The sequence below is a fragment of the Rhizobium leguminosarum bv. viciae USDA 2370 genome (assembly GCF_002008365.1).
GTDB lineage: Bacteria > Pseudomonadota > Alphaproteobacteria > Rhizobiales > Rhizobiaceae > Rhizobium > Rhizobium leguminosarum.
Genome location: NZ_MRDL01000007.1, coordinates 280173 through 302847 on the forward strand (window position 1 = coordinate 280173; position 22675 = coordinate 302847).

The 22675-nt window shown below is 61.3% G+C and carries 20 protein-coding genes, 2 tRNA genes, 1 pseudogene and 1 riboswitch; of the genes and pseudogenes, 10 read left to right on the plus strand and 13 right to left on the minus strand.

Annotated features, from left to right (window positions below):
* Positions 1 to 280: 280 nt before the first annotated feature.
* The gene (locus BS629_RS04300) at positions 281 to 2143 is read left to right on the plus strand and encodes an adenylate/guanylate cyclase domain-containing protein (RefSeq protein ID WP_018240966.1); all 1863 of its coding nucleotides are present in this window, start codon (positions 281 to 283) and stop codon (positions 2141 to 2143) included.
* A gap of 348 nt (positions 2144 to 2491) precedes the next feature.
* Here BS629_RS04300 and BS629_RS04305 read toward each other — a convergent pair whose 3' ends face one another.
* The 3 genes from BS629_RS04305 to BS629_RS04315 are packed head-to-tail and all read right to left on the minus strand — an operon-like array spanning position 2492 to position 5589.
* On the minus strand, positions 2492 to 4213 hold the full coding sequence (locus tag BS629_RS04305; RefSeq protein ID WP_018240967.1) for a saccharopine dehydrogenase family protein: 1722 nt from the start codon (positions 4211 to 4213) through the stop codon (positions 2492 to 2494).
* On the minus strand, positions 4210 to 4659 hold the full coding sequence (locus BS629_RS04310; RefSeq protein WP_018240968.1) for a thiol-disulfide oxidoreductase DCC family protein: 450 nt from the start codon (positions 4657 to 4659) through the stop codon (positions 4210 to 4212). The genes BS629_RS04305 and BS629_RS04310 overlap by 4 nt, the downstream gene beginning before the upstream one ends.
* 21 nt (positions 4660 to 4680) lie before the next feature.
* Positions 4681 to 5589, minus strand: coding sequence for an MBL fold metallo-hydrolase (locus BS629_RS04315; RefSeq protein ID WP_018240969.1), 909 nt, complete (start codon positions 5587 to 5589; stop codon positions 4681 to 4683).
* A 162-nt stretch (positions 5590 to 5751) separates the two neighbouring features.
* On the opposite strand from BS629_RS04315, the gene BS629_RS04320 reads away from it, so the two are divergent.
* From BS629_RS04320 to BS629_RS04330, 3 genes are all read left to right on the plus strand, one after another.
* Positions 5752 to 5825, plus strand: a tRNA-Gln gene (locus BS629_RS04320).
* Between the two features lie 158 nt (positions 5826 to 5983).
* Positions 5984 to 6622 carry a nucleotidyltransferase domain-containing protein gene (locus BS629_RS39570; protein ID WP_204339711.1) on the plus strand — a complete coding sequence of 213 codons (639 nt, stop codon included), beginning with the start codon at positions 5984 to 5986 and terminating at the stop codon, positions 6620 to 6622.
* A 10-nt stretch (positions 6623 to 6632) separates the two neighbouring features.
* Positions 6633 to 7052 carry a hypothetical protein gene (locus BS629_RS04330; RefSeq protein WP_245315052.1) on the plus strand — a complete coding sequence of 140 codons (420 nt, stop codon included), beginning with the start codon at positions 6633 to 6635 and terminating at the stop codon, positions 7050 to 7052.
* A 365-nt stretch (positions 7053 to 7417) separates the two neighbouring features.
* On the opposite strand, the gene BS629_RS39575 is transcribed toward BS629_RS04330, so the two are convergent.
* A complete protein-coding gene (locus BS629_RS39575) occupies positions 7418 to 7852 on the minus strand; it encodes a hypothetical protein (RefSeq protein ID WP_018240974.1) in 435 nt (144 codons plus the stop codon).
* Between the two features lie 186 nt (positions 7853 to 8038).
* On the opposite strand from BS629_RS39575, the gene BS629_RS04340 reads away from it, so the two are divergent.
* Complete coding sequence (locus BS629_RS04340; RefSeq protein ID WP_026188295.1) at positions 8039 to 9037, plus strand: restriction endonuclease; 999 nt, start codon at positions 8039 to 8041, stop codon at positions 9035 to 9037.
* A gap of 225 nt (positions 9038 to 9262) precedes the next feature.
* Here the strand turns inward: BS629_RS04340 and BS629_RS04345 are convergent.
* From BS629_RS04345 to BS629_RS04355, 3 genes and pseudogenes are all read right to left on the minus strand, one after another.
* Positions 9263 to 9463: pseudogene (locus BS629_RS04345) on the minus strand (hypothetical protein); the annotation flags it as partial.
* Positions 9464 to 9498: 35 nt separating this feature from the next.
* Positions 9499 to 10278, minus strand: coding sequence for an SDR family NAD(P)-dependent oxidoreductase (locus BS629_RS04350; protein ID WP_018240978.1), 780 nt, complete (start codon positions 10276 to 10278; stop codon positions 9499 to 9501).
* A 469-nt stretch (positions 10279 to 10747) separates the two neighbouring features.
* Positions 10748 to 11353: a TetR/AcrR family transcriptional regulator gene (locus tag BS629_RS04355; RefSeq protein ID WP_018240980.1), complete on the minus strand. Its 606-nt coding sequence runs from the start codon at positions 11351 to 11353 to the stop codon at positions 10748 to 10750.
* 111 nt (positions 11354 to 11464) lie between these two features.
* Here BS629_RS04355 and BS629_RS04360 point away from each other — a divergent pair, with 111 nt between their 5' ends.
* The 3 genes from BS629_RS04360 to BS629_RS04370 all read left to right on the plus strand — a co-directional run bounded on the left by BS629_RS04360 (position 11465) and on the right by BS629_RS04370 (position 15971).
* The gene (locus BS629_RS04360; RefSeq protein WP_018240981.1) at positions 11465 to 12151 is read left to right on the plus strand and encodes a PspA/IM30 family protein; all 687 of its coding nucleotides are present in this window, start codon (positions 11465 to 11467) and stop codon (positions 12149 to 12151) included.
* Positions 12152 to 12200: 49 nt separating this feature from the next.
* On the plus strand, positions 12201 to 12482 hold the full coding sequence (locus BS629_RS04365) for a YiaA/YiaB family inner membrane protein (RefSeq protein WP_003557239.1): 282 nt from the start codon (positions 12201 to 12203) through the stop codon (positions 12480 to 12482).
* Between the two features lie 93 nt (positions 12483 to 12575).
* A complete protein-coding gene (locus BS629_RS04370; protein ID WP_077987943.1) occupies positions 12576 to 15971 on the plus strand; it encodes an acyl-[ACP]--phospholipid O-acyltransferase in 3396 nt (1131 codons plus the stop codon).
* A 254-nt stretch (positions 15972 to 16225) separates the two neighbouring features.
* Here the strand turns inward: BS629_RS04370 and BS629_RS04380 are convergent, their stop codons facing one another.
* Positions 16226 to 16633 (minus strand): hypothetical protein, encoded by a 408-nt coding sequence (locus BS629_RS04380; RefSeq protein ID WP_018240983.1) that lies wholly within the window; start codon positions 16631 to 16633, stop codon positions 16226 to 16228.
* Positions 16634 to 16894: 261 nt separating this feature from the next.
* Here BS629_RS04380 and BS629_RS04385 point away from each other — a divergent pair.
* Positions 16895 to 16971: transfer RNA gene (locus BS629_RS04385), tRNA-Pro, on the plus strand.
* A 293-nt stretch (positions 16972 to 17264) separates the two neighbouring features.
* A riboswitch (ZMP/ZTP riboswitch) is annotated at positions 17265 to 17342 on the plus strand.
* A gap of 21 nt (positions 17343 to 17363) precedes the next feature.
* Positions 17364 to 18665 (plus strand): bifunctional folylpolyglutamate synthase/dihydrofolate synthase, encoded by a 1302-nt coding sequence (locus tag BS629_RS04390; RefSeq protein ID WP_018240985.1) that lies wholly within the window; start codon positions 17364 to 17366, stop codon positions 18663 to 18665.
* Between the two features lie 18 nt (positions 18666 to 18683).
* On the opposite strand, the gene BS629_RS04395 is transcribed toward BS629_RS04390, so the two are convergent.
* The 5 genes from BS629_RS04395 to BS629_RS04415 all read right to left on the minus strand — a co-directional run bounded on the left by BS629_RS04395 (position 18684) and on the right by BS629_RS04415 (position 22608).
* The gene (locus tag BS629_RS04395; protein ID WP_018240986.1) at positions 18684 to 20270 is read right to left on the minus strand and encodes a hypothetical protein; all 1587 of its coding nucleotides are present in this window, start codon (positions 20268 to 20270) and stop codon (positions 18684 to 18686) included.
* A 208-nt stretch (positions 20271 to 20478) separates the two neighbouring features.
* Positions 20479 to 20928 (minus strand): type II toxin-antitoxin system VapC family toxin, encoded by a 450-nt coding sequence (locus BS629_RS04400; RefSeq protein ID WP_018240988.1) that lies wholly within the window; start codon positions 20926 to 20928, stop codon positions 20479 to 20481.
* The gene (locus BS629_RS04405) at positions 20925 to 21176 is read right to left on the minus strand and encodes a type II toxin-antitoxin system Phd/YefM family antitoxin (RefSeq protein WP_003546085.1); all 252 of its coding nucleotides are present in this window, start codon (positions 21174 to 21176) and stop codon (positions 20925 to 20927) included. The genes BS629_RS04400 and BS629_RS04405 overlap by 4 nt, the downstream gene beginning before the upstream one ends.
* A gap of 211 nt (positions 21177 to 21387) precedes the next feature.
* Positions 21388 to 22410, minus strand: coding sequence for a LuxR family transcriptional regulator (locus tag BS629_RS04410; protein ID WP_018240990.1), 1023 nt, complete (start codon positions 22408 to 22410; stop codon positions 21388 to 21390).
* A gap of 9 nt (positions 22411 to 22419) precedes the next feature.
* Positions 22420 to 22608 carry a hypothetical protein gene (locus BS629_RS04415; RefSeq protein WP_018240991.1) on the minus strand — a complete coding sequence of 63 codons (189 nt, stop codon included), beginning with the start codon at positions 22606 to 22608 and terminating at the stop codon, positions 22420 to 22422.
* Between the last annotated feature and the right edge of the window lie 67 nt (positions 22609 to 22675).

Consider the following 22675-nt stretch of genomic DNA (forward strand, 5'->3'; position numbering starts at 1 on the left):
GGTAGCAACTGCCACCAAACGCTGGTTCCTCGAGTCGTCAACGGCGCGGCCGAAACTAGCACCGCGCGAACCGTGCCCATCGCTATTGCGTCTCGACTGCCATGCGGCCCCAGCCTCACGCACCGTGTGAAAAAACGGAGCTGCGTCACGCTGTCGTAAACCAGTGAAGCAAACGGAAGACCAAGACCCAGCTCCTTGGATCGACTCTGCGGCTGCGCGTGAAACGTGCAGCAAAATCATGTACGGTGTTTAGCGCGGAATTCCTGTTGGGAGCGAAGACATGGAACGCAGATTATCTGCAATCCTGGCCGCCGACGTAGTCGGATACTCCGCACTTATGGAGGAAGACGAAGCGGGCACCTTTGACCGCCTTCGGGCTCGACGCACTGAGCTTTTTGAGCCCGAGATTGCGGGGCATCATGGGCGGGTCTTCAAGCTCATGGGCGACGGCCTCCTCGCGGAGTTCGGCAGCGTGGTCGACGCTGTCGAGTGTGCCGTATCTCTCCAGCGCGGAATGGCGGAGCGCAACGCTTCTGTAGCGGAGGAGGAGAGACTCAACGTCCGCATCGGCATCAACCTCGGCGAAGTGATAATGGACGGCGATGACCGCTATGGCGAAGGTGTGAACGTCGCGGCCAGGCTGGAGCAACTCGCCCCCCCAGGTGGGATCTGTGTTTCAGGCAAGGTGGCGAAGGAAGTCGAGAATAAGCTCGCGTTTGCCTTCGACTCTGCCGGGCAGCGGAAGGTCAAGAACATCGAAGAGCTTGTCGACGTCTACTACGTACGCATCGACGCCTCGCCACGCCGACGCCTTCCGCACAAGCGCGGGATCGGCCGTCCGTGGTGGGCACTCGGAGTCGCGGCAGCCATTGTGGCCGTGGTGGCCGCCTGGATGGCGCTGTACTATCCACTGACAGCGCGCTCCCCTGCAGTCTCCAGTACGATCCCATCCGTCGCCGTGCTTCCTTTCAAGGATCTGAGTGCCGACGAGAGCCTGGGATACTTGGGAGAAGGGGTGGCGAACGACCTCATCGCTATCCTCTCGCGCTTTGCTGATATCGCGGTCGTCTCGCGAACGTCATCGTTTGCGTATGAGGACAAGGAAGGTGACGTCCGCCAGATCGGCAAGGAGTTGGGCGTTGGCTATATCGTCGAAGGCAGCGTGCGCAAGGAAGGCGATAGGGTGCGCATCGTTGCGGAACTCATCGACGCTGAGACGGGGGACCATGTTTGGGCAGACCGCTTCGACAAGGCCGGAACCGACCCATGGGCGCTTCAGGATGAGTTGACCGGCAAGATTGTGGGGGCGATGACGGGCGAATGGGGAGCCATTCGCAAAGCGGACTACAGTCAGGCTTGGGGCAAGGACAGCACCAACCTGGCTGAATACGACTACTACCTGCGCGCGGAAAGCCAATTGAACCTTTTCACGAAGGAAGGTCTCGAGCGATCAGGTGACATCTCGCAACAGGGGCTGCAGGTGTTCCCCGACTCCCCCTTATTGACCGTGGAGTTGGGGTGGTCTCACTGGATGAAGGTTGGGCTGCTTTACAGTTCTGACCCGCAGGCTGATCTTCAGGACGCGGGCCGACTGGCCGACAAGGTCCTCTCAAACAAGAACCTGAGCCCGCAGGTAGCGAGATTGGCACACTGGCTCCGTGCGTGGCTTCTGACGCTCAAGGGGGACCATGATGGGGCTGTTGCGGAAATGAACAAGGCCATTGCGGCGGCACCATACAATGCCTTCACCCTCACCGATGCAGGAAGTATTTTCCTACAGGCCGGTCAACCCGAAAAGGCGTTGGAATTGACCGACTCTGCAGCCGCTCGGGATCCGGGATTGTCCTGGTTCTTTAACTACGTGCGAGGCTTCATCTTCATCGTGCTTGGTAGAAACGAAGACGCAGTTGAGGTGCTGAAGACCACCGAATTTGCCGACGCGCCACTGCAACTCGCCATTGCCTATATGCGTCTTGGTCGCCAGGCAGACGCCCGAGCTGCCGTCGAGAAGATGCTCAAGTCAACGCCGGCTGCGACGATCCAGTCGTGGCGGCAGGCCTGGAACTTCCGAGATCCTTCCATTCTCGATCAAGCCGCCGCAGACCTTGCGCGCGCCGGTCTTCCAAGTGGTCGCGCTCAATAGCCAAACGGATTGATGTTCAGCCTTCGACGCCCCTACCGTGCCGCCGCAGGCGGCAGCAAGCGATCCGAGGAAGGAATGACGGCGAAGCGGAGTGCCGTGTCAGCCCCCCTCTGCCCTGCCGGGCATCTCCCCCACAGGTGGGGAGATTGGCTGGGCGCACCGGCTTCCCCAAACAATGAACGTCCAGAACGGCGAAACGATAGATGGGCGGGAAGTTCAAGCTACTTGTGATCTCCCCACCTGTGGGGGAGATGCCCGGCAGGGCAGAGGGGGTATTACGGCACACCGGCAAAGGTGAGGTAGGGCAACACACCTTCCCAAGGCGGCATCCCCGCAGCCACCACCCCCTCACTCCACCACCAACCACCCCGTATACCGCACCACCAACCCCGTCAGCCGCCCGCCGATCTCCACGTGGAAGTGCAACCGCCCATCCCGCTCCTCCTCATACGTATCCCCACCCGGCGCCAGAAACAGCGGCAGCGGAATGCCGAAAAACCGCCAGCCGCGCACCACGAGCCGCAGCTTCTCTCCCTCCGCCACCAGCGCCAACAGCACCCGGAACGGCCCGAAGACTTCGGCCAGCAGATGCCGGTCGCGGCCCTTGCCCTCGACCTGGAAGCTGCGGAAGACCGTGCCGCCGAAATCCCGGGTCCAGATCTCCTTGTCGCCATCGGTTACGAAGCGCACCGTGACCGGCACTTCCCAGCCCGCTTCGGGAAAGCCGATGAGGCGGGCGACGACCCTGGCCAGCAGCCCGCCGCCGCGCTCGATCCGCGCCCGGCCGGAGGCGACGCGCGCGCCGCCGGCATGCAGGGCTGAAATGGCAAGCGGCAGCCGCTCAAAGGCGCTGCCGAGAACCCTGTGGTAGAGAGGCAGGGGCGCCTCCTCGTTTTCCATCCGGATGCCCGATGTGATCTGAAAACGCCGGAAGGCCGCTTCGAAATCTTCAAGCCGCAATTCCCCCGCCGCCGGCCGCGCACCAGGCTCCGGCCGGATGCCGGTCAGCAGCCGGCGCACCAGCGCGTCGACGCCGATGATGGGAATGAACGGCCCGTCATCACCTTCGGCAATCAGATGCCAGCCTGATGTCAGCTTCTTTCCCGCGTGATCGAGACCGCCGACGCGGACGAACATGCCGCCGCGATGTTCGCCGATCGCAAAACGATGGCTGGCGCCTTGCAGCAGCCGCGCAAACGGCAGCAGCGATGGCAGCAGCCGGAGGCGGACGAGCCGGGCCGCAAGGCTGAGCAGGTGCTGCAGCGGCTGCGGCTCGGTGCCGACACCGGTGAAGCTGGATTGCAGGCCGGCAGCACGCGCCGGCAGCAGCGCCAGATCCGGTGCATCCACAAGCAGGAATTTGCGCCTGCGCAGCGGCGCCACACCAGGCGGCGCCACCGTCACCCGCATCGCATCGATCAGCCCGCGCCCGGCGGCCGGCCGTCCCTCGCGCAGCACGGTGACCTTCTTGCCGGCATAGGTCGCGATCGCTCTCACGACATTGAGCCCGATCCGCACATGCGCCGACGGGGCAATGCCCGCCGCCACACTGTCGATCCGCGAGAAATGCGGCGCCATCGCATCGAGTGCCGCGAAGGAGAGGGCGGGCAGGCTGCTCAGCCCAGAAAGCGCGAAGGTGCCCTTTTCCCTGGCCGCGGCATCGAGCCCAGCGATGCCGGCGACGAAGCCGGTGCTGTCGGCGATATCGGCATAATCGATGTCGAGGTCGATGCAGGCCTCGGCCACCTTATAGGCATCCTCCCTGAAGGTCTGGAATGGCCCCGAGGCATCGACGACGAGATGAGGCCTCAGCCGCGTCAGCTGTTCGGTGAGATCACCGTCGCGATCGAAGGCCACTGCCTGCACCATCGCGCCGAGATTGTTGCTTCCCAGGCCCTCGGCTCCATCTTTCGGCGTTCGGAGATCTGCAACAAAATCGTCAGCCTTTTCAAGCGAGCGCCCCGCAACCAGCAGCCTGAGCCTGGGTTGATCGCCAAGCAGCCGGGCCAGCCGGCCGCCGAAAGTGCCATAGCCGCCGATGATGAGCAGTGAAAACCGGTCGGCGCTCATGAGACGAAGCGGCGCCGCTGCTCCGGCGTCGGCACCATGCAGCTTTGCCGCCCGGCAATCTTCAGCCGGTTGCGGGCGATGAATTCATAGAGCGCATCGGCCGCCCGCCGCGGCAGCAGCCGGAAGATCTTGACCAGCGAATAGGGAAAGCCGAGGCCCGCCACCATGCGGATCGTGCCGTCGGATTTGAAGAAGCCGCGACCCTCTTCGATCAGGATATTGGTCTCATAGTCGCGCGCATCGAGCCCGTAATGCCGGTAGAGTGCGGCACCGAGCGGCGTCTGCGCCGCGAGGAAGCGGTATCGCTGCTGCTTGTCATGTTTCAGCACGAATTTCACCCAGCCGGAACAGAACACGCATTCGCCATCAAAGACGATCAGCGGCTGGTCATCGGCAAAATCAGGCACATCGGCATCGCTGCGATAGCTGTAAGCGGCACGCGTCATGGTAATCTCCCCATCTCCCGCTTACAACAGCCGGTAGGTGGCGGCAAGCGAAGGCGGCCCATCGGCCGCAATCTCGCCGCGCTCCAGGAGATCCTCGATATGGGCGAGCACGGAAAGCGCGGCTGCCCCATGCAGCTTCGGATCGGTATCGCGATAGATCACCTTCACCATCTCGGCAATCTGAGTGTCGCCCGCCCGCACGCGCGCCAGCACCGCCTGCTCGCGCTTGAGCCGGTGCGCCTTCAGCGCCCTGAGGAAACTCGAGGGCTCCGTCACCGGCCCGCCATGGCCGGGCAGCAACAGCCGGTCCTGGCGCTTCATCAGCCGGTCGAGCGAGGCCATGTAATCCGCCATCGAACCATCCGGCGGCGCGACGATCGAGGTCGACCAGGCCATGACGTGATCGCCGGAGAAGAGGATGTCACGGCCTTCGAGCGCGAAGGCGGCATGATTGGCCGTGTGCCCCGGCGTCAGCACCGCTCTGAGCGACCAGCCATCGCCCGATAGGGTCTCGCCGTCACTGAGCGTTATATCGGGCACGAAGGATAGATCCGAGCTTTCGGCAAAGGGATTGATCTCGCCATCCCTCAGCGGCCGCGCCGGCCGATGCGGCCCTTGCGCCACCGTCACCGCCCCCGTTGCCGCCTGCAGGCGGCCGGCCAGCGGAGAGTGGTCGCGATGCGTGTGGCTGACGAAGATATGCGTCACCGCGCGGCCGGCAAGCGCCGCCATCAGCGCCTGAAAATGCGCCTCGTCCTCCGGGCCGGGATCGATGACCGCGACGGAGGAAGAGCCGACGATATAGCTGTTGGTGCCGAAAAAGGTGAAAGGGCCGGGATTGTTCGCGGTGATCCGCTCGACACCTGAAACCACCGGCACGGCTTGCCCATAGGCCGGCTCGAAAGCGAGGTCGAATACGGGACTGTCCATGAAGGAATGATCTCGGGCCGATGACGTCGCCAATTCCTAGCACGACGGCGGCCGCTACGCAGCGCATAAATCTGCGCCGGGTTAAACTTAGTCATTGTGACAGGCGAAGAGCTTTGCTAATCAGGCGTCGATTTGAGCAAGCGGTTTCCGCTCAAGCTCTGGTGGGGCGTCGCCAAGCGGTAAGGCAACGGTTTTTGGTACCGTCATCCCTGGTTCGAATCCAGGCGCCCCAGCCACCCTAACTTTACGCTTTTATTCCTGATCTTTGCGCCCCCATGAAGCGGCGCGGACCTCTCCTATGCCACTATAAGGATAACCATAGGATCATATTGATATCTTTACAAACACATATATATGATTATAATTATAAAGATATCTATATGATGAGGCCTTTATGGCGCGACCAAACCCAGAAAGCGCTCTGCGCTTCCCGCTTTCAACTATTTTGGGGAACGAAACGAATGTGCGGGTGATGCGGGAATTATCGCTTCACGGCGGGCAATTGAGTGTTGGCAATCTCGTCAACAGAACCAAAATATCCCGCCCTCCCATACTAGCCTCGTTGGCAACCCTCGCAAGTTTTCAAATCGTTACCGAGAGTGGAACCGGATATGCCCGTCTCTTTAGTCTCAATCGAGGCTCACCATTCTCTACCCCGGTGCAAGCCCTGTTCGAGACGGAGGAAAGGCGCTTTGCCGATATCCTTGCCGCAGTGAAAGAATGCGCCTCCCGCTTCGGGGACAAAGTTGTAGCGGCATGGGTATTTGGCAGCGTTGCGAGGGGGGAAGACAATGCCTCAAGCGATTTGGACGTGGCGTTCATAGCTGATGCGCCAGACATCGAAACGATACAAAACGGAAGCATCGATTTTCTTGCAGCCAAAGGAAAAGAGCTATCGTTTTCGCCTTCGATCAACACCCTGTCTATCACTGACCTGAGACGATTACGCCAAAGCGGCGATCCCTTATGGAAAGCGTTTCTAAACGAAGGACTGGTAGTGCTTGGACCTCGTCCGGAATCGATAACGATGTGAAGAGATTACGTTGACCAGAAGTGGCCCCTCGAAACCCTCTGACGCTCGCCATGGTGCAAATCGCTTGATAATCGCCAGGGGATTTCTGGAATCGGCCAAAGTGCAAATCAGCAGTGCTCAAGCAGGAACACTTGGAAATCCGATTGCCGCGACTGTGGTCAACGCGGCAATTGCCTATACGGATGCACTCACGGCAACGTTCGCGAACAAGATCAATCAAAACGATCACGCAGCGGTCATCAAGACTTTGCGAGACGCATTGGGAAATCGACTGCCAAAATCTCAGGAGACCAGGCTAACTCGCATTCTCGGCAACAAAGACTTAGCCCAATACGGCGGCCGCTTCATGCTGCTATCCGACGCGGAATCTCTATTCGAGCAGTTGAAGGAATACGCAGAGTGGGTGGAAAACGAGATGACCCGCCGCTGATCTAAACTCTACGCCAGTCGCTATTTCCGCCTTCCCTAGGGGGCGTGGGTCTGTGTGGACTTAACGCGGCTGCCCACTCTGTTGCCGCGAACTACCTGCCAAAATTTGAGTTCGGTTAATACTGTGGAGGATGAAGGTGGCCGAATTGTTCGGAATGCTTGATGATGAATGGGAAGGGCTGCAGCCCTATCTCGGCGGAACGTTTACAACCCAAACCTTTCGAAGCGCCGTAGAACAGAACGCACCGCATGCCTGGGCAAAACTAGTTGAGCGATATGGGCGGGGCGGAAAAGGCAGCGGCAAGTACTATTCGCCGTCGAACATTCTATACAATTACCTAAATGACAAAGCTCGCAATTCCCTGATTATTCGGCGTGGCTTCGTACCATCTGAAAACGCGAATCGTGGTCCAATGGAAAATTGCCGATGCGGTTGCGCCAATCACAAGCGAAGAAGATAAGCAATTTATTGAAGGCAGAGAGGAGCGACGTGTGCACCTCTTGCGCGAACGAAAACCCGGCTTGCGACGAGATCTTCTCAGAGTTCGGAAACGTGTGGGCATGTCCTGCGACATCTGCAAAGCGACCGGTTCGCACGTCGCGGAAGACATGCGCGACTCCACGTTCGAAGCTCATCACGACAAGGAGCCTTTCTCTACTCCCGGTGAGCGCGCGGTAACGATCAAAGACATGGCCTTGCTTTGTGCAAACTGCCATCGCTTGCTTCATCGCCTTGTGGCCCTGAAGGACCGATGGTTTGAGGTGGAGGAAGCCCGCCAGGAGTTTGGTTTCGAGCTCCAAGCCATATCCGCATGAAATCCGGCTTGACGCCTTAAGTCGCCGCACCGCTGACTGAATTACACTGTGACATCTCGTCCGGCGGCGCCAGCCTGTGAGCTTCTGTTAGTCGATAGCCGCTTTTTGCGTCACGCTCTTGCGCGCCATGGCTTCTTCAGCAAAGTTCGGCTTCAAATAGAAGGGTGGGGCATGAGCAAATCTTGGATGGTGCGCGCTGAGCGTGACGGGCGGCTGTTCGACGCGTTCAAAGAGAAATCGGCGGTCGCGATTGGCTGGAACGAAGTTGGTGACCTATCGAATGTGAAGACACGGAAGGCGATTAGCGATCTAGTTACGGCGACGTGGCCGGAGACTAAGCTACAGTCGGTTGCCATGGTTGCTGGCCAGCTTCATCGATTTGTCAACGAAATCGATGTCGGCGACATGGTCGTAACCTACAATCCTTCGCGCCGCGTTTATATGATCGGCGAGATCGCCGGCCCCTATCGCTACGACACTTTGGTCGATCCTGAAGATGCACAGGTTCGGCCTGTGCACTGGCAGGGAGAAGTCAGTCGGGATCTCCTATCCGTTGAAAGTCGTAACAGCCTCGGTGCAATCTCCACGCTGTTTCGGATATCAAACGATGTTGCCGCAGAGCTCAAGAAGGCGATGGTCTCGGGACAGCCTGTGAAACCAGAGGCGGTAGCGACGACAGATGCGACGGAGGACGATCTCTTCAAATCGATGGAGAGCCGCGCTCATGAGTTTATAAAGGACAAGGTCAACGCACTCGCCTGGGACGACATGCAGGAGCTTGTCGCGGGATTGTTACGCTCGCTGGGTTACAAGACGCGGGTCTCGGACGCAGGGCCAGATCGCGGGAAGGACATAGTTGCCTCTCCGGACGGGTTCGGTTTCGAGTCGCCTCGTATTGTAGTCGAGGTCAAACATCGTAAAGGCACAATGGGCGCACCGGACGTTCGAAGCTTCCTAGGTGGCCGACACCCGCAGGATAAGGGTCTGTATGTGAGCACCGGCGGTTTCACGCGCGAAGCTCGGTATGAAGCGGAGCGTGCAAACATCCCGCTGGCGCTCATGGATCTAGACGACTTAGTGAAGAGCCTGCTGGAGCAATACGGGAAGCTTGACCTTGAGGCTCAGCAACTCGTGCCCCTGAAGCGAATCTTCGTGCCGGCTTGGACATAGCGGTTAGTTATTCAGTTCCCCATCCGCAATGTCAGTCGGGCTTGCTGTTCGCTTCGTTGACTTCATCGCCTCAACGATCTCCATCGTTTCGACTGAAACGTGGGTGACGCGAGCGATCAGGTCAATCATCCTGAACCGCGCCAGGATCTCCAGAGGCCGTTTGGCTTAAGTTATGCGGCCAGCGCTAATTGGTCCAGCATGGCGTAGTATCGTACCTCGGCTTCGGCTGATGCTGACGACGCCATTCACCGCCCGGAACAACGTGCGGGCGCGGATGGCGCGGCCTTCGGGGGCCATGTCGGACTGCAGTTCGGGCAGAGGTTCGGCGATCATATCCATGAGGAAGAGGTGCTCGTCGAGATGCCATTGCGGCGTCGGGCTGGTTTCCGGCGGGGAGTGGTCGAGTATCGCGTTCCAGAAGTTTCGAACGCGGCAGCGCCCGATAACCAACCGATCTCACCTTACCCGCGCTCTGCAAACAGTCGAACACCTGTGAGTCCGGCAAGCTTTTCCGCGAGCGCCTCCTGAAACCCAGCATCGCTAACCTCAGGCAAGGCCTCCCGCTGCCGGCGATGATACCAATAACCGCCGCTCACCTTCGCGGCCCCCGCATCGCTTGCCGCAAGCCACGTCTGCGTGAGGTGCCCCATCTCCAGGTCATCGGGGGCGCCGGCGCCGCCCATCTTGGTCGGCACCCAGCCAGGGTCCACCGCGTTGCTCAGAACATCCGGCCAGTGGCGGGCGATGGCGGCGGCGAGGGTGGCGATGTAGAGCTTGTTTTCCGAATAGGCCTGGCTGGCGTTCCACGGCCGCTTCTTCCAGTCGATATCGTCAAGGGCGCTGCTGCCGCTGCGGTGCATGCCGCTGCTGAGATAGATCAGGCGGTCGGGGCGGGTGATCCAGGCGGTGAGCAGATAGGGGGCAAGCACATTCACCGCCAGCGTCTTGGCGTGACCATCAGGCGTTTCGCCCCGGCTCCTCTCGAGGTAGATGCCGGCATTGTGGATGACGGCGTCCATGCGGCCGATGGCGTTGACCTGTTCGGCAATCGATCGCGTCTCGGCGGCGCTGGCGAGATCGCCGATGACGAGGCCGAGTGCGGCAGAGGAAACCGCTGATATGGCGGCGGCGCGCTCGCGGGAGCGGGCATGCAGCACGACGTCATGGCCTTCCTTCATCAGGGTGCGGGCGGCGGCAAGCCCGAGGCCATCGGTGGAACCGGTGATGAAAATACGGCTCATGGGGTGTCCTTTCGCGGCGGCGTGGAGGGCGCCAGTCAAGCAGCTTTCGTTGGGCTGCTCAATGCGGGAGTTGGGGCGTGGGTTCCCGTGCTCCCAGGTGAGGATCCATGGGAATTTACCGATCGGGATATTTCGGGATGTGGAGCAGGGTTGAGGCTAATGAATTTTCCCGCTCGGTAATATGGATCGTGGCTTGGGCGCGGCATGAATCCTCGACTCAAGACAGAGCAGGAATTTCAGACACATCGGGCTAGCGAGCTGTGAGGTCAGCCCCTCATCCGGCTGCCGCCACCCGTACCCGGGTCGAGCCACGGGTCTCGACCCCGGTAGGTTAGGGTGAGGGGCAGCCATTCATGCTGACCTCCATTCATCAGCAGCGGGCATGGATCCTCGGCTCAAGGCCGAGGATGACGGAGGGTGTGGTAATGTTCCAACCAAAATCGGCTGTCCGCCCCCGCTTACCCCCGCATCACCTCCGGTGCTCCGCCCCGGCCGCAATCGTCTGCACCAGCTCATCCACCTCTCGTGCCAGCCGCTCCAGCGGCAAGCCGACGAAGCGGCCTTCCAGGCTGATGCTGACCACCCCATGCACCGCGCCGAACAGCGTGCGGGCGCGGATCGCCCGGTCTTCCGCCGGCATGTCGGGTTGCAGTTCGGCCAGCGGTTCGGCGATCACGTCCATCAGGAAGAGGTGTTCGTCAAGATGCCATTGCGGCGTCGGGCTGGTGTCGGGGGGGAAGTGGTCGAACAGCGCCTTCCAGAGGTTCCGGTGCTCGACGGCGAAGCTGAGGTATCCCTGCGCCAGGTTGCGCAGCCGGTCGGTCGGCGGCTTGTCCTTGGTCTCGGCGAGCGTCAGCCTCGCCTCCAGCGCCTTCAGCGTGGCGGAGTTGACGTGGATGACGAGCTCGGCGAGGTCTGAAAAGACCGTGTAGAGGCCGCCGAGCGCGCAGCCGGCATCCTGGGTGATGTCGCGGGCCCGGAGATTCGTCAGCCCGTCACGGGCGATCCGCTCGCGCGCCGCCTCGATCAGCCGGGCCTTCAGGTCTTCGCGTTTTTCTTCTCGTCTGCCGGCCATTCACCATTCCACTTCATTTTTTTGAACGTCGTTCAAAATTTATCTTGAACGACGTTCATGATTCTGGCATAACACCTCTCGTGAACAACGTTCATAAACCGGAGGAAGGAAATGTTCAAACTGATTTCCATTTTGTTGCGGGGCAGGGCGCATGATGCCGAACAGGCCTTCGCCGACCGCAACGCCGTGCCGCTGCTGGCCCAGCAGATCCGCGATGCCGCCCAATCGATCCAGTCGGCCCGCCGCAGTGTCGCCGTCGCCATCGCCCAGAACGAGCAGGAGAGGGTGCAGCACACAGCAATCGTCACCCGCATCGACGATCTCGAAAACCGCGCCTCCGCCGCATTGGCGAAGGGCAATGAGGGCCTGGCCCGCGAGGCGGCCGAGGCGATCGCCTATCTCGAAGCCGAGCGCGATGCATCGGAGAAGGCGCAAGGTCAGTTCACCAGCTCCATCGACAAGCTGAAGGCGATCGTCCGTGCTTCCGAGGCGCGGCTGCAGGAGCTGCAGCGCGGCGAGCGGCTGGCGCGCGCCACGCAGGAGGCGCAGAAGCTTGATGTCGTCGTCGCCGGTCCGGGGCTTGCCACGCTCGACGATGCCGAGGAGACCCTGGCCCGGCTTCGCCTGCGCCAGAGCCAGAATGAGCTGACGGCCGCCGCCCTGAAGGACATGGAAGGCGCCATCCGCCCGGCCGGCATCATCGAGAAGCTTGCCAATGCCGGCTGCGGGGCGCCGCTGCGCTCATCCGCCGATGATGTGCTGGCCCGGCTGAAGAGCCGCATCACGCCTGCTGCCTGAAATTGCATCCATCGAACCATTCATCCATCGAACCATAGGGACCACTGATATGAACGACAGTTTCCAGAAACATTCCTCAAGCTGGGTCAGCTTCTCCTACATCTCCTTCGGCTCGGCCGCCTTCATGCTGGCGCTTGGCCTTTACATGATGCCGCTCGATCTCTGGGGCAAAGGCTATCTCGCCATGGGCATTCTGATGCTGGTGCAGACCACGGTGAATATCACCAAGACGCTGCGTGACAACGCCGAATCCGAGAAGCTGATCCGCAAGGTCGAGGATGCCCGCACCGAGAAACTGCTGGTCAAGTTCAATCGTAACGATGAAGATTAATCTTCGTTAACCGCACTGCAGAGTTGTTACCGCACTCAACTATTGCGTAACAACTCTGTGGCCTTCTCTGCCTGCCGAAAGAGGAACGAGCCCGTGCAACACAATCTGATGACATCAAGGAAATTCGCGCCGCTGTTCTGGACCCAGTTCCTCACGGCCTTCAACGACAATTTTCTGAAGAACACCCTGGTGTTCCTCATTCTGTTCAAGATGTCGGCGAGCGAGGGGGCTGCCCTGGTGACGCTGGCCGGCGTCATCCTCATCGTCCCCTTCCTGCTGCTGTCGGCGCTCGGCGGCGAACTTGCCGACAAGCATGACAAGGCAAAGATTGCCGAGCTGCTGAAACGCTGCGAGATCGCCATCGCCGGGCTTGCGGTCGTCGGCCTGGCGTTTTCCTCCATCTTCGTGCTGATGGCGGCGCTGTTCGGCTTCGGCGTCGTCTCGGCGCTGTTCGGGCCGATCAAATACGGCATCCTGCCCGATCATCTCGAGCGCCGCGACCTGCCGAAGGCCAATGCCTGGATCGAGGGTGGCACCTTCATCGCCATCCTCGCGGGCACGATCATCGCCGCATTCGCCTTCTCAGGCGGCGACAATGTGCTGATCTTCGGCACGATGATGATGGGGCTTTCGGTGCTCTGCTGGCTGGCCAGCCGGATGATCCCGCCGACCGGCTCCAAGGCGCCGGATCTGGAGATCGACCGCAATGTCATCCGCTCCAGCTACACCCTGGTCATGGAAATCCGCGCCGATAAACGCCTGTGGCGTTCGGCGCTGATGAACTGCTGGTTCTGGTTGGTCGGCGCCTTCGTGCTGTCGATCCTGCCGACCATGGTGACCGAGCTGCTCGGCGGCTCCGAGCTCGTCGTGCCGGCCTATCTCACCGTCTTTGCCATTGCCGTCGCGGTGGGATCGGCGATTGCCGCCTGGATGTCCTCCGGCCGCATCGTGCTGCTGCCGGCCCCTGTCGCCACGGCGCTGCTTGGCCTCTTCAGCCTCGATCTCGCCTGGAACCTCTGGGGCCTGGCTTCGGTGAGCCACGCGACGACGATCGCCGGCTTCTTTGCCGGTGAAAATACCATCCGCGTCGCCATCGATCTCGCCGGCATGGCCATATCAGGCGCCTTCATCGCCGTGCCCACTTTCGCCGCTTTGCAGACCTGGGCGCATGAGGACCGCCGCGCCCGCGTCATCGGCGCCGCCAATGTGCTGTCTGCCCTGTTCATCACTGTCGGCCTCGGCCTGGTTGCCGCCGTCCAGGCGCTCGGCGCCTCCATTCCGCAGATCCTGATCGGCCTCGGCATCATCAATTTTGCTGTCGCCTGGCTGATGCTGAAGACGCTGCCGACCAATCCCTTCCGCGATTTCATCTCGATCCTGTTCCGCGCCTTCATGCGCCTCGAGGTCGAGGGGCTTGAGAATATCAAGAAGGCCGGCCGCGCGCCGATCATCGCGCTCAACCATGTCAGCCTGCTTGACGGTGCGCTGGCGCTCGCCATCACCGAGGAAGAGCCCACCTTTGCCGTCGATTACAAGATCGCCCAGGCCTGGTGGGTGCGGCCCTTCCTGAAGATGTGCAAATTCCTGCCGCTCGACCCGACCAAGCCGATGGCGACGCGCTCGCTGATCAAGGTGGTGCAGGACGGCAACCCGATCGGCATCTTCCCCGAGGGCCGGCTGACGGTGACCGGCACGCTGATGAAGGTCTATGATGGCGCCGCCATGGTCGCCGACAAAACCGGCTCGATGGTGGTGCCGGTGAAGATCGACGGGCTGGAGAAGAGCTACCTCTCCTATCTCGATAATGGCAAGATCCGCCGGCGGCTGTTCCCCAAGGTCAAGGTCACCATTCTCGAGCCGGTGAAGCTGGAAGTGCCGCCGGAGCTGAAAGGCCGCAAGCGCCGCACGGCGGCGGGTGCTGCCCTTTATCAGGTGATGTCGAACCTGCTGTTCCAGACCGCCGATACCTCGTCGACCGTGCTCGATCGCGTCATTCAGGCAGGTGGCGAATTCGGCATGGGCAAGCTTGCCGTCGAAGATCCGGTCACCGGCCGGCTGACCTATGGCAAGCTCTTGACTGGGGCTGCCGTGCTCGGCGCAAAATTCCGCGCCCGCTTCCCGGAAACCAATCTCGGCGTCATGCTGCCGAATGCCAATGGCGCCGCCGCCACCCTTCTCGGGGTGATGACCGCGGGCAAGGTGCCGGCGATGCTGAATTTCACCGCTGGCGCCGCCAATATCCTCTCCGCCTGCAAGGCCGCCGAAGTCAAACATGTGCTGACCTCGCGCGCCTTCGTCACCCAGGCGAAGCTCGGTGCCGTGATCGAGGAGCTGGAAAAGCAGGTGACGATCGTCTGGCTCGATGATCTCAGGGCCGAGATCTCACTCAAGGACAAGATCCTGGGTTATCTCAGAAAGGCGCGACCGCTCACCAAACGCCAGCCGGATGATCCGGCCGTCATCCTCTTCACCTCCGGTTCCGAGGGCACGCCGAAGGGCGTGGTGCTGACCCACCGCAACATCCTGTCGAATGCCGCCCAGGCCGCCGCCCGCATCGATTTCCACAGCGGCGACAAGGTGTTCAACATCCTGCCGGTGTTCCATTCCTTCGGGCTGACGGCCGGCACCGTGCTGCCGCTGATTTCGGGCGTGCCGGTCTATTTCTATCCGTCGCCGCTGCATTACCGCATCGTGCCGGAACTGATCTATGTCTCCAACGCCACGATCATCTTCGGCACCGACACCTTCCTCAATGGTTACAGCAGGACGGCGCATCCCTACGATTTCCGCTCGATCCGCTACATCTTCTCCGGCGCCGAGCCGGTGAAGGCCTCGACCCGCCAGACCTATATGGAAAAATTCGGCCTGCGCATCCTGGAAGGTTACGGCGTCACCGAGACAGCACCGGTCATTTCGATCAACACGCCGATGTACAACAAGTCGGGCACGGTCGGCAAAATCCTGCCGGGCATGGAATGGAAGCTCGAACCGGTGCCTGGCATCGATGAGGGCGGTCGCCTGCATGTGCGCGGCGCCAATGTCATGGCCGGTTACCTCCGCGCCGAAAAGCCCGGCGTGCTCGAGCCGCTCGTCGATGGCTGGCACGACACCGGCGACATCGTCACCATCGATGAGGATGGCTTCGTCAAGATCCGCGGCCGCGCCAAGCGCTTCGCCAAGATCGGCGGCGAAATGATCTCGCTCGCCGCCGTCGAGACGCTGGCCGCCGAACTCTGGCCGGGCGCGCTCTCGGTCGTCTCGTCGCTGCCCGACGCCAAGAAGGGCGAGCGGCTGGTGTTGCTCACCGACGCCCCCACCGCCACCCGCGCCGAATTCCTCGCCTTCGCCAAATCCAAGGGCGCCATGGACATGATGGTCCCGGCCGAGGTCAATATCGGCAAGGTGCCGGTGCTGGGGTCGGGCAAGGTGGATTTCGTCGCGGCGCGGAAGCTGGCGGAAAGTGCGGCGCAGGGGGTGGAGGCGGCGTGAGGGCGGGGCCCTCGGCCTAGGAGATCGCGATTGCCCCTCACCCTAACCCTCTCCCCGCTTGCGGGGCGAGGGGACGTGCCCTGCGAGAGGCTGTGGGGAACCGAGAGGTCGCGGCATGGTCCCTTCGCCCCGTTTACGGGGAGAAGGTGGCGGCAGCCGGATGAGGGGCCGCCCCGGCGCAAACGCCGAGACGTGGTCAGCAGCAGAACAGGCGGCACCCGGCCGCCTGTTCTGCATCTCAAACAAACCGTCCGTTACTTCTGTTCGGGCGCCAAAAACTCTGCGCAATAGGACGGGCCGTCGACGCCGGGGATGTCGGCGACGGTGCGGATGTCGCGGATGGTGTAGTCGGAGCTGGTGGTGATTTCGGCCTGGCAGCGCAGATAGGCGGTGCGGGCGGAGGAAATCTGCTTGCCGCGCTTGCCGTCGGCGCCTTCGGCATATTTCGCCGGAATGCGCACGGTCTTGTAGCCGCCGCGCCAGGTATAGATGGTGGTCGAGCCTTGCTCGCTGTCGCTGATCGGCGGGCCGTAGGCAGCAAAGAAGATGCCGGCCGATTTGCCGACCCAGCGGGCCTCGATCGGGTTGCCGGCGGAAGGAATGGTCGTGCATCCGGCAAGCGCAATGGCAAGCCCGGCCGCGGTCATGGTGCGGAAATTCATCGTGTCGTCCCTGATCTCAAGCGCAGTGGCTGCGAAGCCGCCGTCGCAGCGGTTTCGCCTGTCCCGTCTGCCCTTTAGCGCGGAACCTGGCAAAAGAAAATTGCCCCTTTGACACTTCCGTTCGATTTGCGAGAGGTGTGGCTTTTTGCTGCAGCCGCGTGACCTCAGACCTGTCACGTCACCGTCAAAAATTCCCCCGGCTTTTTGGAATTTGGTGCTTGTGCAACCAGATAGGCTGTTCTATAGAAGCGCCGCTGGTCACGGAGTGTAGCGCAGTCTGGTAGCGCACCACGTTCGGGACGTGGGGGTCGAGTGTTCGAATCACTCCACTCCGACCAGCTAGAAACCCCGCTCCGGCGGGGTTTTTCGTTTCTGCTGATCTCAGCCAAAAGTTCCCCGGGATTTCACCGTAGCGAGTTGAACCGACCGAAAGCCCATCCTTCCCCTGGTTATAATTTTTCTGCAGGAAAGTTATAACTGAGGCGCGGCTGGCGGAAGCTCGGTGCATCGGCATTGCATGAATCAACTTCGAGCCGATCCCAGGTCTTGAGCGGCGTCTCCATCCAGATGCCCGCAATTTGTGCTTCACACGGGCGCCGCTCTGGATTTCGGAATCATCTATGCTAGCATCGAAGGCCTGCGTGACTGGCGATGAAGGTGGATACCACCGGGGAGCGCAGGAGTTTGGCCGCTCGCCTGGGCATCTGGATCATGTTTGAGAAGGTGCCCCATGTCGTCCCACATCGAAAGTGAACGGCTTTCGAATTCTCTAGCCGAACTTGATCAACTCACGAATTGGGAGCGCCGGCCGCGCGGCGATATGCGGGTCGATTTGGAGCCGATGCGCGATCTCGCTCGTCGGCTTGGCGATCCCCAGAACAGCTTCCGTATCGTCCATGTGGCCGGCACCAAGGGCAAAGGCTCGACTTGCGCCCTGATCGAGGCGGGTCTTGCGCGGGCGGGGTTCTCCGTCGGGCGATATGCCTCGCCGCATGTCATGCATATCACCGAGCGGGTCAGCATTGATGGCCGCCCGGTCGGCGAGGAGCGCCTGGCGGATGCGCTCGGCGCGGCGCTCTCGGCGTTCAAAGACGCAAGGCGGGAGGCGACGGACGGGCAGGGAGCGACCTGGTTCGATATTCTGACGGTTTCGGCCTTGCTGATCTTCAGGTCGGAAAGGGTGGAGTGGGCCGTTCTCGAAACCGGACTTGGGGGGCGGTGGGACTCGACCAATATCGTTCAAAGCGATGTCGCCGTTATCACCAATATCGATCTTGAGCACACCGAAATCCTCGGCAAAACCCGTGCCGCCATTGCCTTCGAGAAGGCAGGAATCATAAAGCGCGGCGCAACGGTCGTCACACTCCTGCCGGAGGCGGACGAGGCAGGCGCCGTCGTATCCGCCCGGGCAGCAGAGCTCGGCTGTGCCCTGCGACGCCCCACCGTGCCGGCCGACGCAACCATCGAGCAGCGGAATGTAGCCCTGGCGGGCACGGTTCTGGATGTGCTCGGGAAAATGGGCGTCATGACAAAGGGCGCAAGCGCGATGGCGGCGCCGCTTGGAGAACAGCTCCTCGATCCCTCGACGATCGCAACTGCCCGCCTGCCGGGACGGCTCGAAAAAATCGCAGTCAACATCACCAGCCACGGCGACAATGCCAAGGTCAATGTGGTGCTGGACGGCGCGCATGTCCCCTTCAACCTTGCTGCGGTTCTGAGTGACCTCTCGCAGGAAGAAAAATACCGCGCTCCCTGCATTGCCGTCATGTCAATCGCGGACGACAAGGACGCAGCAGGCTTGCTATCGACGATGACGCGGCACGATATATCGATCATCTTCACCACCGTCGGCGCCAGATCGCGTTCGCCAGAACAGCTGAAGACGATTGCAGACACCCTCGGGCTGCTGAGCATCGTCATGTTGGACCCGCTCGAGGCCTATCAAGAAGCACTGGCAGGCGCCACGGAATCGGGCGCATGGGTTCTCGTCACCGGATCGCTCTATCTCGTCGGCATCATCCGTGCGGCGTGAGCTTGACCGGGTGCGATCTCAGCCGCCGACTGTGATCTCACCATCCGCAACACGTTTGACAAATATCTTCAAACCTTCATGCCTCAGTTTCTTCCAGCCGCCGTCGGAAACCATTGATTTGGCCAGATCGGCAAACCCCGTGGTGAGGTAGGGAACCTGCGATGCCGGTCGTTTGCCGAGCGCTTGAATCAGGCAGTCGGTTCTTGGCGGGGACGAGAACGTGTTTCCTGAACGTTGCATGCCGATCTCCACATGATCTGTGCCGTCTGGAAACCGGATCGTCCCATAGCCGCACTTGGCCGCCGCATTCACTTCGGCCTTGGAGAGATTGTCTTGCAGAACAAATGACAGCTGGCTGAAAGTGTTGTCAGTGTAGTCGAACTGACCCAGTATGATGAAGTCCAGCTCGTTCTGTCCCTTCCTGGCGCCTTTGATCTTGCCGAAGAAGTTGGAATTCACCCTCGTGTCTTTACCCGTCTTCATGGCAAGCATTTCGCCGAGCTTGATATAGGTCCTCGGTTTGGACGAAAGGTTTTCGGTACCAGCCGCGGCGTTGCCTGACGGCAGACTTGCGGTCTCCGGCTTGGCATAGGCGTCAGCGAAGGCTTGCAGCGTCGTGAGGTTGAGCGCTTGGGGAAGCGAACCGCTCTCGAACTTGCGGCAAGAGAGCGCAGCTTGCCGTGTTGCCTTGTCAGGCTTGCCCTCGAGATTCCCTGGCTTGCAGCCCAAGTGAGCCAGTTGCTGCTGCAACCTCTTGAGCAAAACGGCTTGTTCGGCGGAATAATTGCCGACACCGCGGGTCACACTGACATTGCGGACATCGATGCCGATACCATCTGGCTGCACTACGTCAAACTGGGACGTATGATGGTCATAGCTCTTCCAGTCACCGCCCCAACCCATCATCACCGGGCCGAGAATGAAGTTGAATGATTTTGGGTCGCGGTTTGATTGCGGCTCGCACTCGTTCGATTCCCAGCAATGCGGAGCTTGGTTGGTTGCTTCGCCTTCGGCGGCATAGATCACCTTGTTGTGGCAGCTTGCCGCAACCCAGCCGCTCTCATCGTTTGCCCATCGGATTTTCAGCGAGAATGTCGCCCATTTGCCGAAATCTTGCGGTTTTTGGCACTGGCGGGCGAGAAAGTTCACGCCGTTGCGCGTGTCGGCTTTCAGCATGTAGATGAAATTGTGGATTGCCGGTCCTTCCCAGGACGCCAGGCGCAGATGGCTGTCCCAGCCATCGGGATAAAAGCCATTGGCGGAGTTGTTGTGCCAGCCTTTGTAGGCAAAGGTCGGATCGAGCCGGAAATCGAACTTGTATTCGACGCTTTCGCCAACCTTCATGTCTCGCGTATAGCGAATTGTTGAGCGGACGTTGCCATTGCGGCAATCATTTTCGCCGCGTCCATCGCCATAGTCGACATTGGAACATTGACGGTCGAATATCTCAAACCGGGTCACGCCGTCCTTGACCTCCGGTCTGACCGACCCGTTGAACTTGTGGCGCTCAAAACCCTTGGGGAGCGGATCGGCGGTCGCTACTGCGTGGGTCGCAAAAACCATCAGCGCGCCAACCGCCAGTCCAACTATGGGATTTTTCAGCATAGCTCCCCCTCCAAATTGGACGCCAACCATATCACGATCTCTCTTGGACGGTCGTGTTTAGATCGGTGCTAGAGGTGCTGCGCCATCAGCAGGTGCGGCGGTCGAAGCTGCCAGGCTGCTTGTGCTTCCGAGCCGGTGCGGCGGGCGTTTATGACGGCAGCCAGGGCGAGCGACATCAAGTGCGGCTGGTGATCGGCGATGCTTCGGATCATTCCGACCGGAACGCGGCCGGAAGATCGACAGCGACGTCAAGCGGCTGGAAATGCCGCAAGTTTTCCGTAATGACGGTGAGGTCGTAGGCGCGCGCGGTCGCCGCGATGATGAGATCGCCAAGGCCGGGATGACGGCCTTGGCTCTCGGCGTCGTCTTCCAGAGCGCCGACGATCCGCGCGACAACGGTATCCATCGGCAATATGCGATCCCCGAAACTGTCGGTGATGAAGTCCAGCCATGCCGAAAGGCGCTTTGCCCGCTCGATCCCGCCGCGACGGTGAAGGCTCCGCATTCCTTTCTCGATTTCCGCGATCGATAGAGCCGACAGAAAGAGAGCATCGGCTTCGCCTTGCTCACGAAACCATGCCCGCACCGGATCGGACGGCGGCACCTTGCCCGGCGCGAACTTCGAAATGATATTGGTGTCGAGAAGGTAGGCGGTCACAAATCAATATCGCGCATTTTCGATGGGTTGCGCTCCAGCTCGACCCCACCGGGAAACGTCAGCAGGAAATCCCCGAAATTCGGCCGTGGTTTCTTCAAAGCCCTTTTCGCGGCCTCGGCCGCTTCGACGGACACAAGCACGGCAGCCGGCTTTCCGTGCCGCGTGATCGTCACGAATTCCCCGTTTGCCGCTTCATCCACCAGTCCGGCGAAACCGGCCTTTGCCTCTGCCACGCTGATCGTCGACATTGCGGCCTCCTGTCTTAAATGACCATATATGGTCAAGATAGACATTGACGCCGACTGCATCAAGAGGGGAGTTTTCCAAGGGTGCAGCAGCGCTTTAGAAATTCTGCAGGAAAATTATAACCGAGGCGCGGCTGAACAGGAACGGTGCATCGTCCGCATGGATCCAGTTCGAGCCTGAACGATTGGCCCAACCAGACGCCCGCGGTCGAGGCTATTGGCTCGGAGCTCCAGCGCTCAGCAGCGCCCGTACCAATGCCGCCTGGCTGCGTACGCCGGTTTTGTCGAAGATGCGCTGCAGCTGGGTGCGCAAGGTGTTGACACTGACCCCGAGCAGATCGGCGGCGGCCGCGAGGTCGTGGCCATCGACGATCAGCCGAGCAAGCCGGGTCTGCGCCGGCGAGAGGCCGAAGACCTCCTGCGCGCTCGCGATCCGGCGCGCCACCGTCTCGGCATCGTCGAAGGAGACCAGTGTCTTGCCGTCCTCGAGCAGGACCCAGCAGTGGAGCGGTCCCCCTGCCGCGTCCTCGCCGAGCGCCACCGCCCAGGTCTGCTTCGGCGCGATGTTCAGCGGTCTCTGGCTCTGCAGCTCGCGGAACGCCAGCCGCACCGCCTCGCGTAGCGCAGGGTCGCATTCGCGCTGCCGGGCGCGCAGGCGGCCGGCGGCGGCGACGAGCCCGGGATGGCCAGGCATCCGCTCCCGCGCCAGCCGGTTCGTCCAGAGGATCCGCGCATCCGCGTCGACCTCGATCAGCGGGCAGTTCGCCTCCTCGACGCTGCTCTCCATCATCACCATGCAGCCGATCTTCCAGGCGCCGTCGATCCGCTGGAGGACCCGCAGCTGGCGCTTGCGATCCTCACCGGTGTCGCTGCCGATCTGATCGAAGGTCATCCAGGCCATGTTGCCGTCGACGACGATGTTGACCTTTTCCCAGCGGACGCGCTCCGCGAAAGCGTGTTTCTCCGGGAATCGCTCGACGATCTTCTTGATCCGCGCGGCGATCGGGTCCCAGCCTTCGTCCACCCGGACGCCGAGCGAGGCGAAGTATTCCATCCGCCGGGTCTGCGGCGACTGCACCCAGTGGCTTGCCAGCGCCTCGAAGTCGCGCTGCAGCCAGGCCTCGGTTTCGGCGCGGATCACTGCCATGATCGCCGCCCGGTCAGCCTCGCTGTCGTCCATCGCGCGGTTCCCCCTGACAACGGATCGCAGCATAGCATGATCGGTCTGTCGGAGCATGACGGCACCTCATGTGTTGATGACGCCAGCCAGAAGCAGCGTCACGCCGGCGGTCGTTGCGAGCAGCCCGAGGAGCCGAAGCCTCAGGCGCGGCAGGGTGATCTGATTTCGGTAGTATCGGTCCTCGGCCGCGGCGCCCATCTGCGTCTGGCGGCGGCGGCTTGGCATGTGCGCGGCGACGAGACTTTGAAGGTCCATTGTGTTGCCTCCTGGTACGGGCTTCATCTGCCGTATTCTCGCACGCATCCGAGCCGGGCTCTGTCAT

What these genes read in the sequence shown, in the direction of transcription:
- BS629_RS04355 (WP_018240980.1), bottom strand. Translation starts at nt 11,353, where the DNA reads ATGGCCGGCAGACGAGAAGAAAAACGCGAAGACCTGAAGGCCCGGCTG.
- BS629_RS04405 (WP_003546085.1), bottom strand. Translation starts at nt 21,176, where the DNA reads ATGTCGACGATCAGCGTGGCAGAGGCAAAGGCCGGTTTCGCCGGACTG.
- BS629_RS04310 (WP_018240968.1), bottom strand. Translation starts at nt 4,659, where the DNA reads ATGACGCGTGCCGCTTACAGCTATCGCAGCGATGCCGATGTGCCTGAT.
- BS629_RS04410 (WP_018240990.1), bottom strand. Translation starts at nt 22,410, where the DNA reads ATGCTCCGACAGACCGATCATGCTATGCTGCGATCCGTTGTCAGGGGG.
- BS629_RS04415 (WP_018240991.1), bottom strand. Translation starts at nt 22,608, where the DNA reads ATGGACCTTCAAAGTCTCGTCGCCGCGCACATGCCAAGCCGCCGCCGC.
- BS629_RS04360 (WP_018240981.1), top strand. Translation starts at nt 11,465, where the DNA reads ATGTTCAAACTGATTTCCATTTTGTTGCGGGGCAGGGCGCATGATGCC.
- BS629_RS04380 (WP_018240983.1), bottom strand. Translation starts at nt 16,633, where the DNA reads ATGAATTTCCGCACCATGACCGCGGCCGGGCTTGCCATTGCGCTTGCC.
- BS629_RS04395 (WP_018240986.1), bottom strand. Translation starts at nt 20,270, where the DNA reads ATGCTGAAAAATCCCATAGTTGGACTGGCGGTTGGCGCGCTGATGGTT.
- BS629_RS04300 (WP_018240966.1), top strand. Translation starts at nt 281, where the DNA reads ATGGAACGCAGATTATCTGCAATCCTGGCCGCCGACGTAGTCGGATAC.
- BS629_RS04365 (WP_003557239.1), top strand. Translation starts at nt 12,201, where the DNA reads ATGAACGACAGTTTCCAGAAACATTCCTCAAGCTGGGTCAGCTTCTCC.
- BS629_RS04350 (WP_018240978.1), bottom strand. Translation starts at nt 10,278, where the DNA reads ATGAGCCGTATTTTCATCACCGGTTCCACCGATGGCCTCGGGCTTGCC.
- BS629_RS04315 (WP_018240969.1), bottom strand. Translation starts at nt 5,589, where the DNA reads ATGGACAGTCCCGTATTCGACCTCGCTTTCGAGCCGGCCTATGGGCAA.
- BS629_RS04305 (WP_018240967.1), bottom strand. Translation starts at nt 4,213, where the DNA reads ATGAGCGCCGACCGGTTTTCACTGCTCATCATCGGCGGCTATGGCACT.
- BS629_RS04340 (WP_026188295.1), top strand. Translation starts at nt 8,039, where the DNA reads ATGAGCAAATCTTGGATGGTGCGCGCTGAGCGTGACGGGCGGCTGTTC.
- BS629_RS39570 (WP_204339711.1), top strand. Translation starts at nt 5,984, where the DNA reads ATGGCGCGACCAAACCCAGAAAGCGCTCTGCGCTTCCCGCTTTCAACT.
- BS629_RS04390 (WP_018240985.1), top strand. Translation starts at nt 17,364, where the DNA reads ATGTCGTCCCACATCGAAAGTGAACGGCTTTCGAATTCTCTAGCCGAA.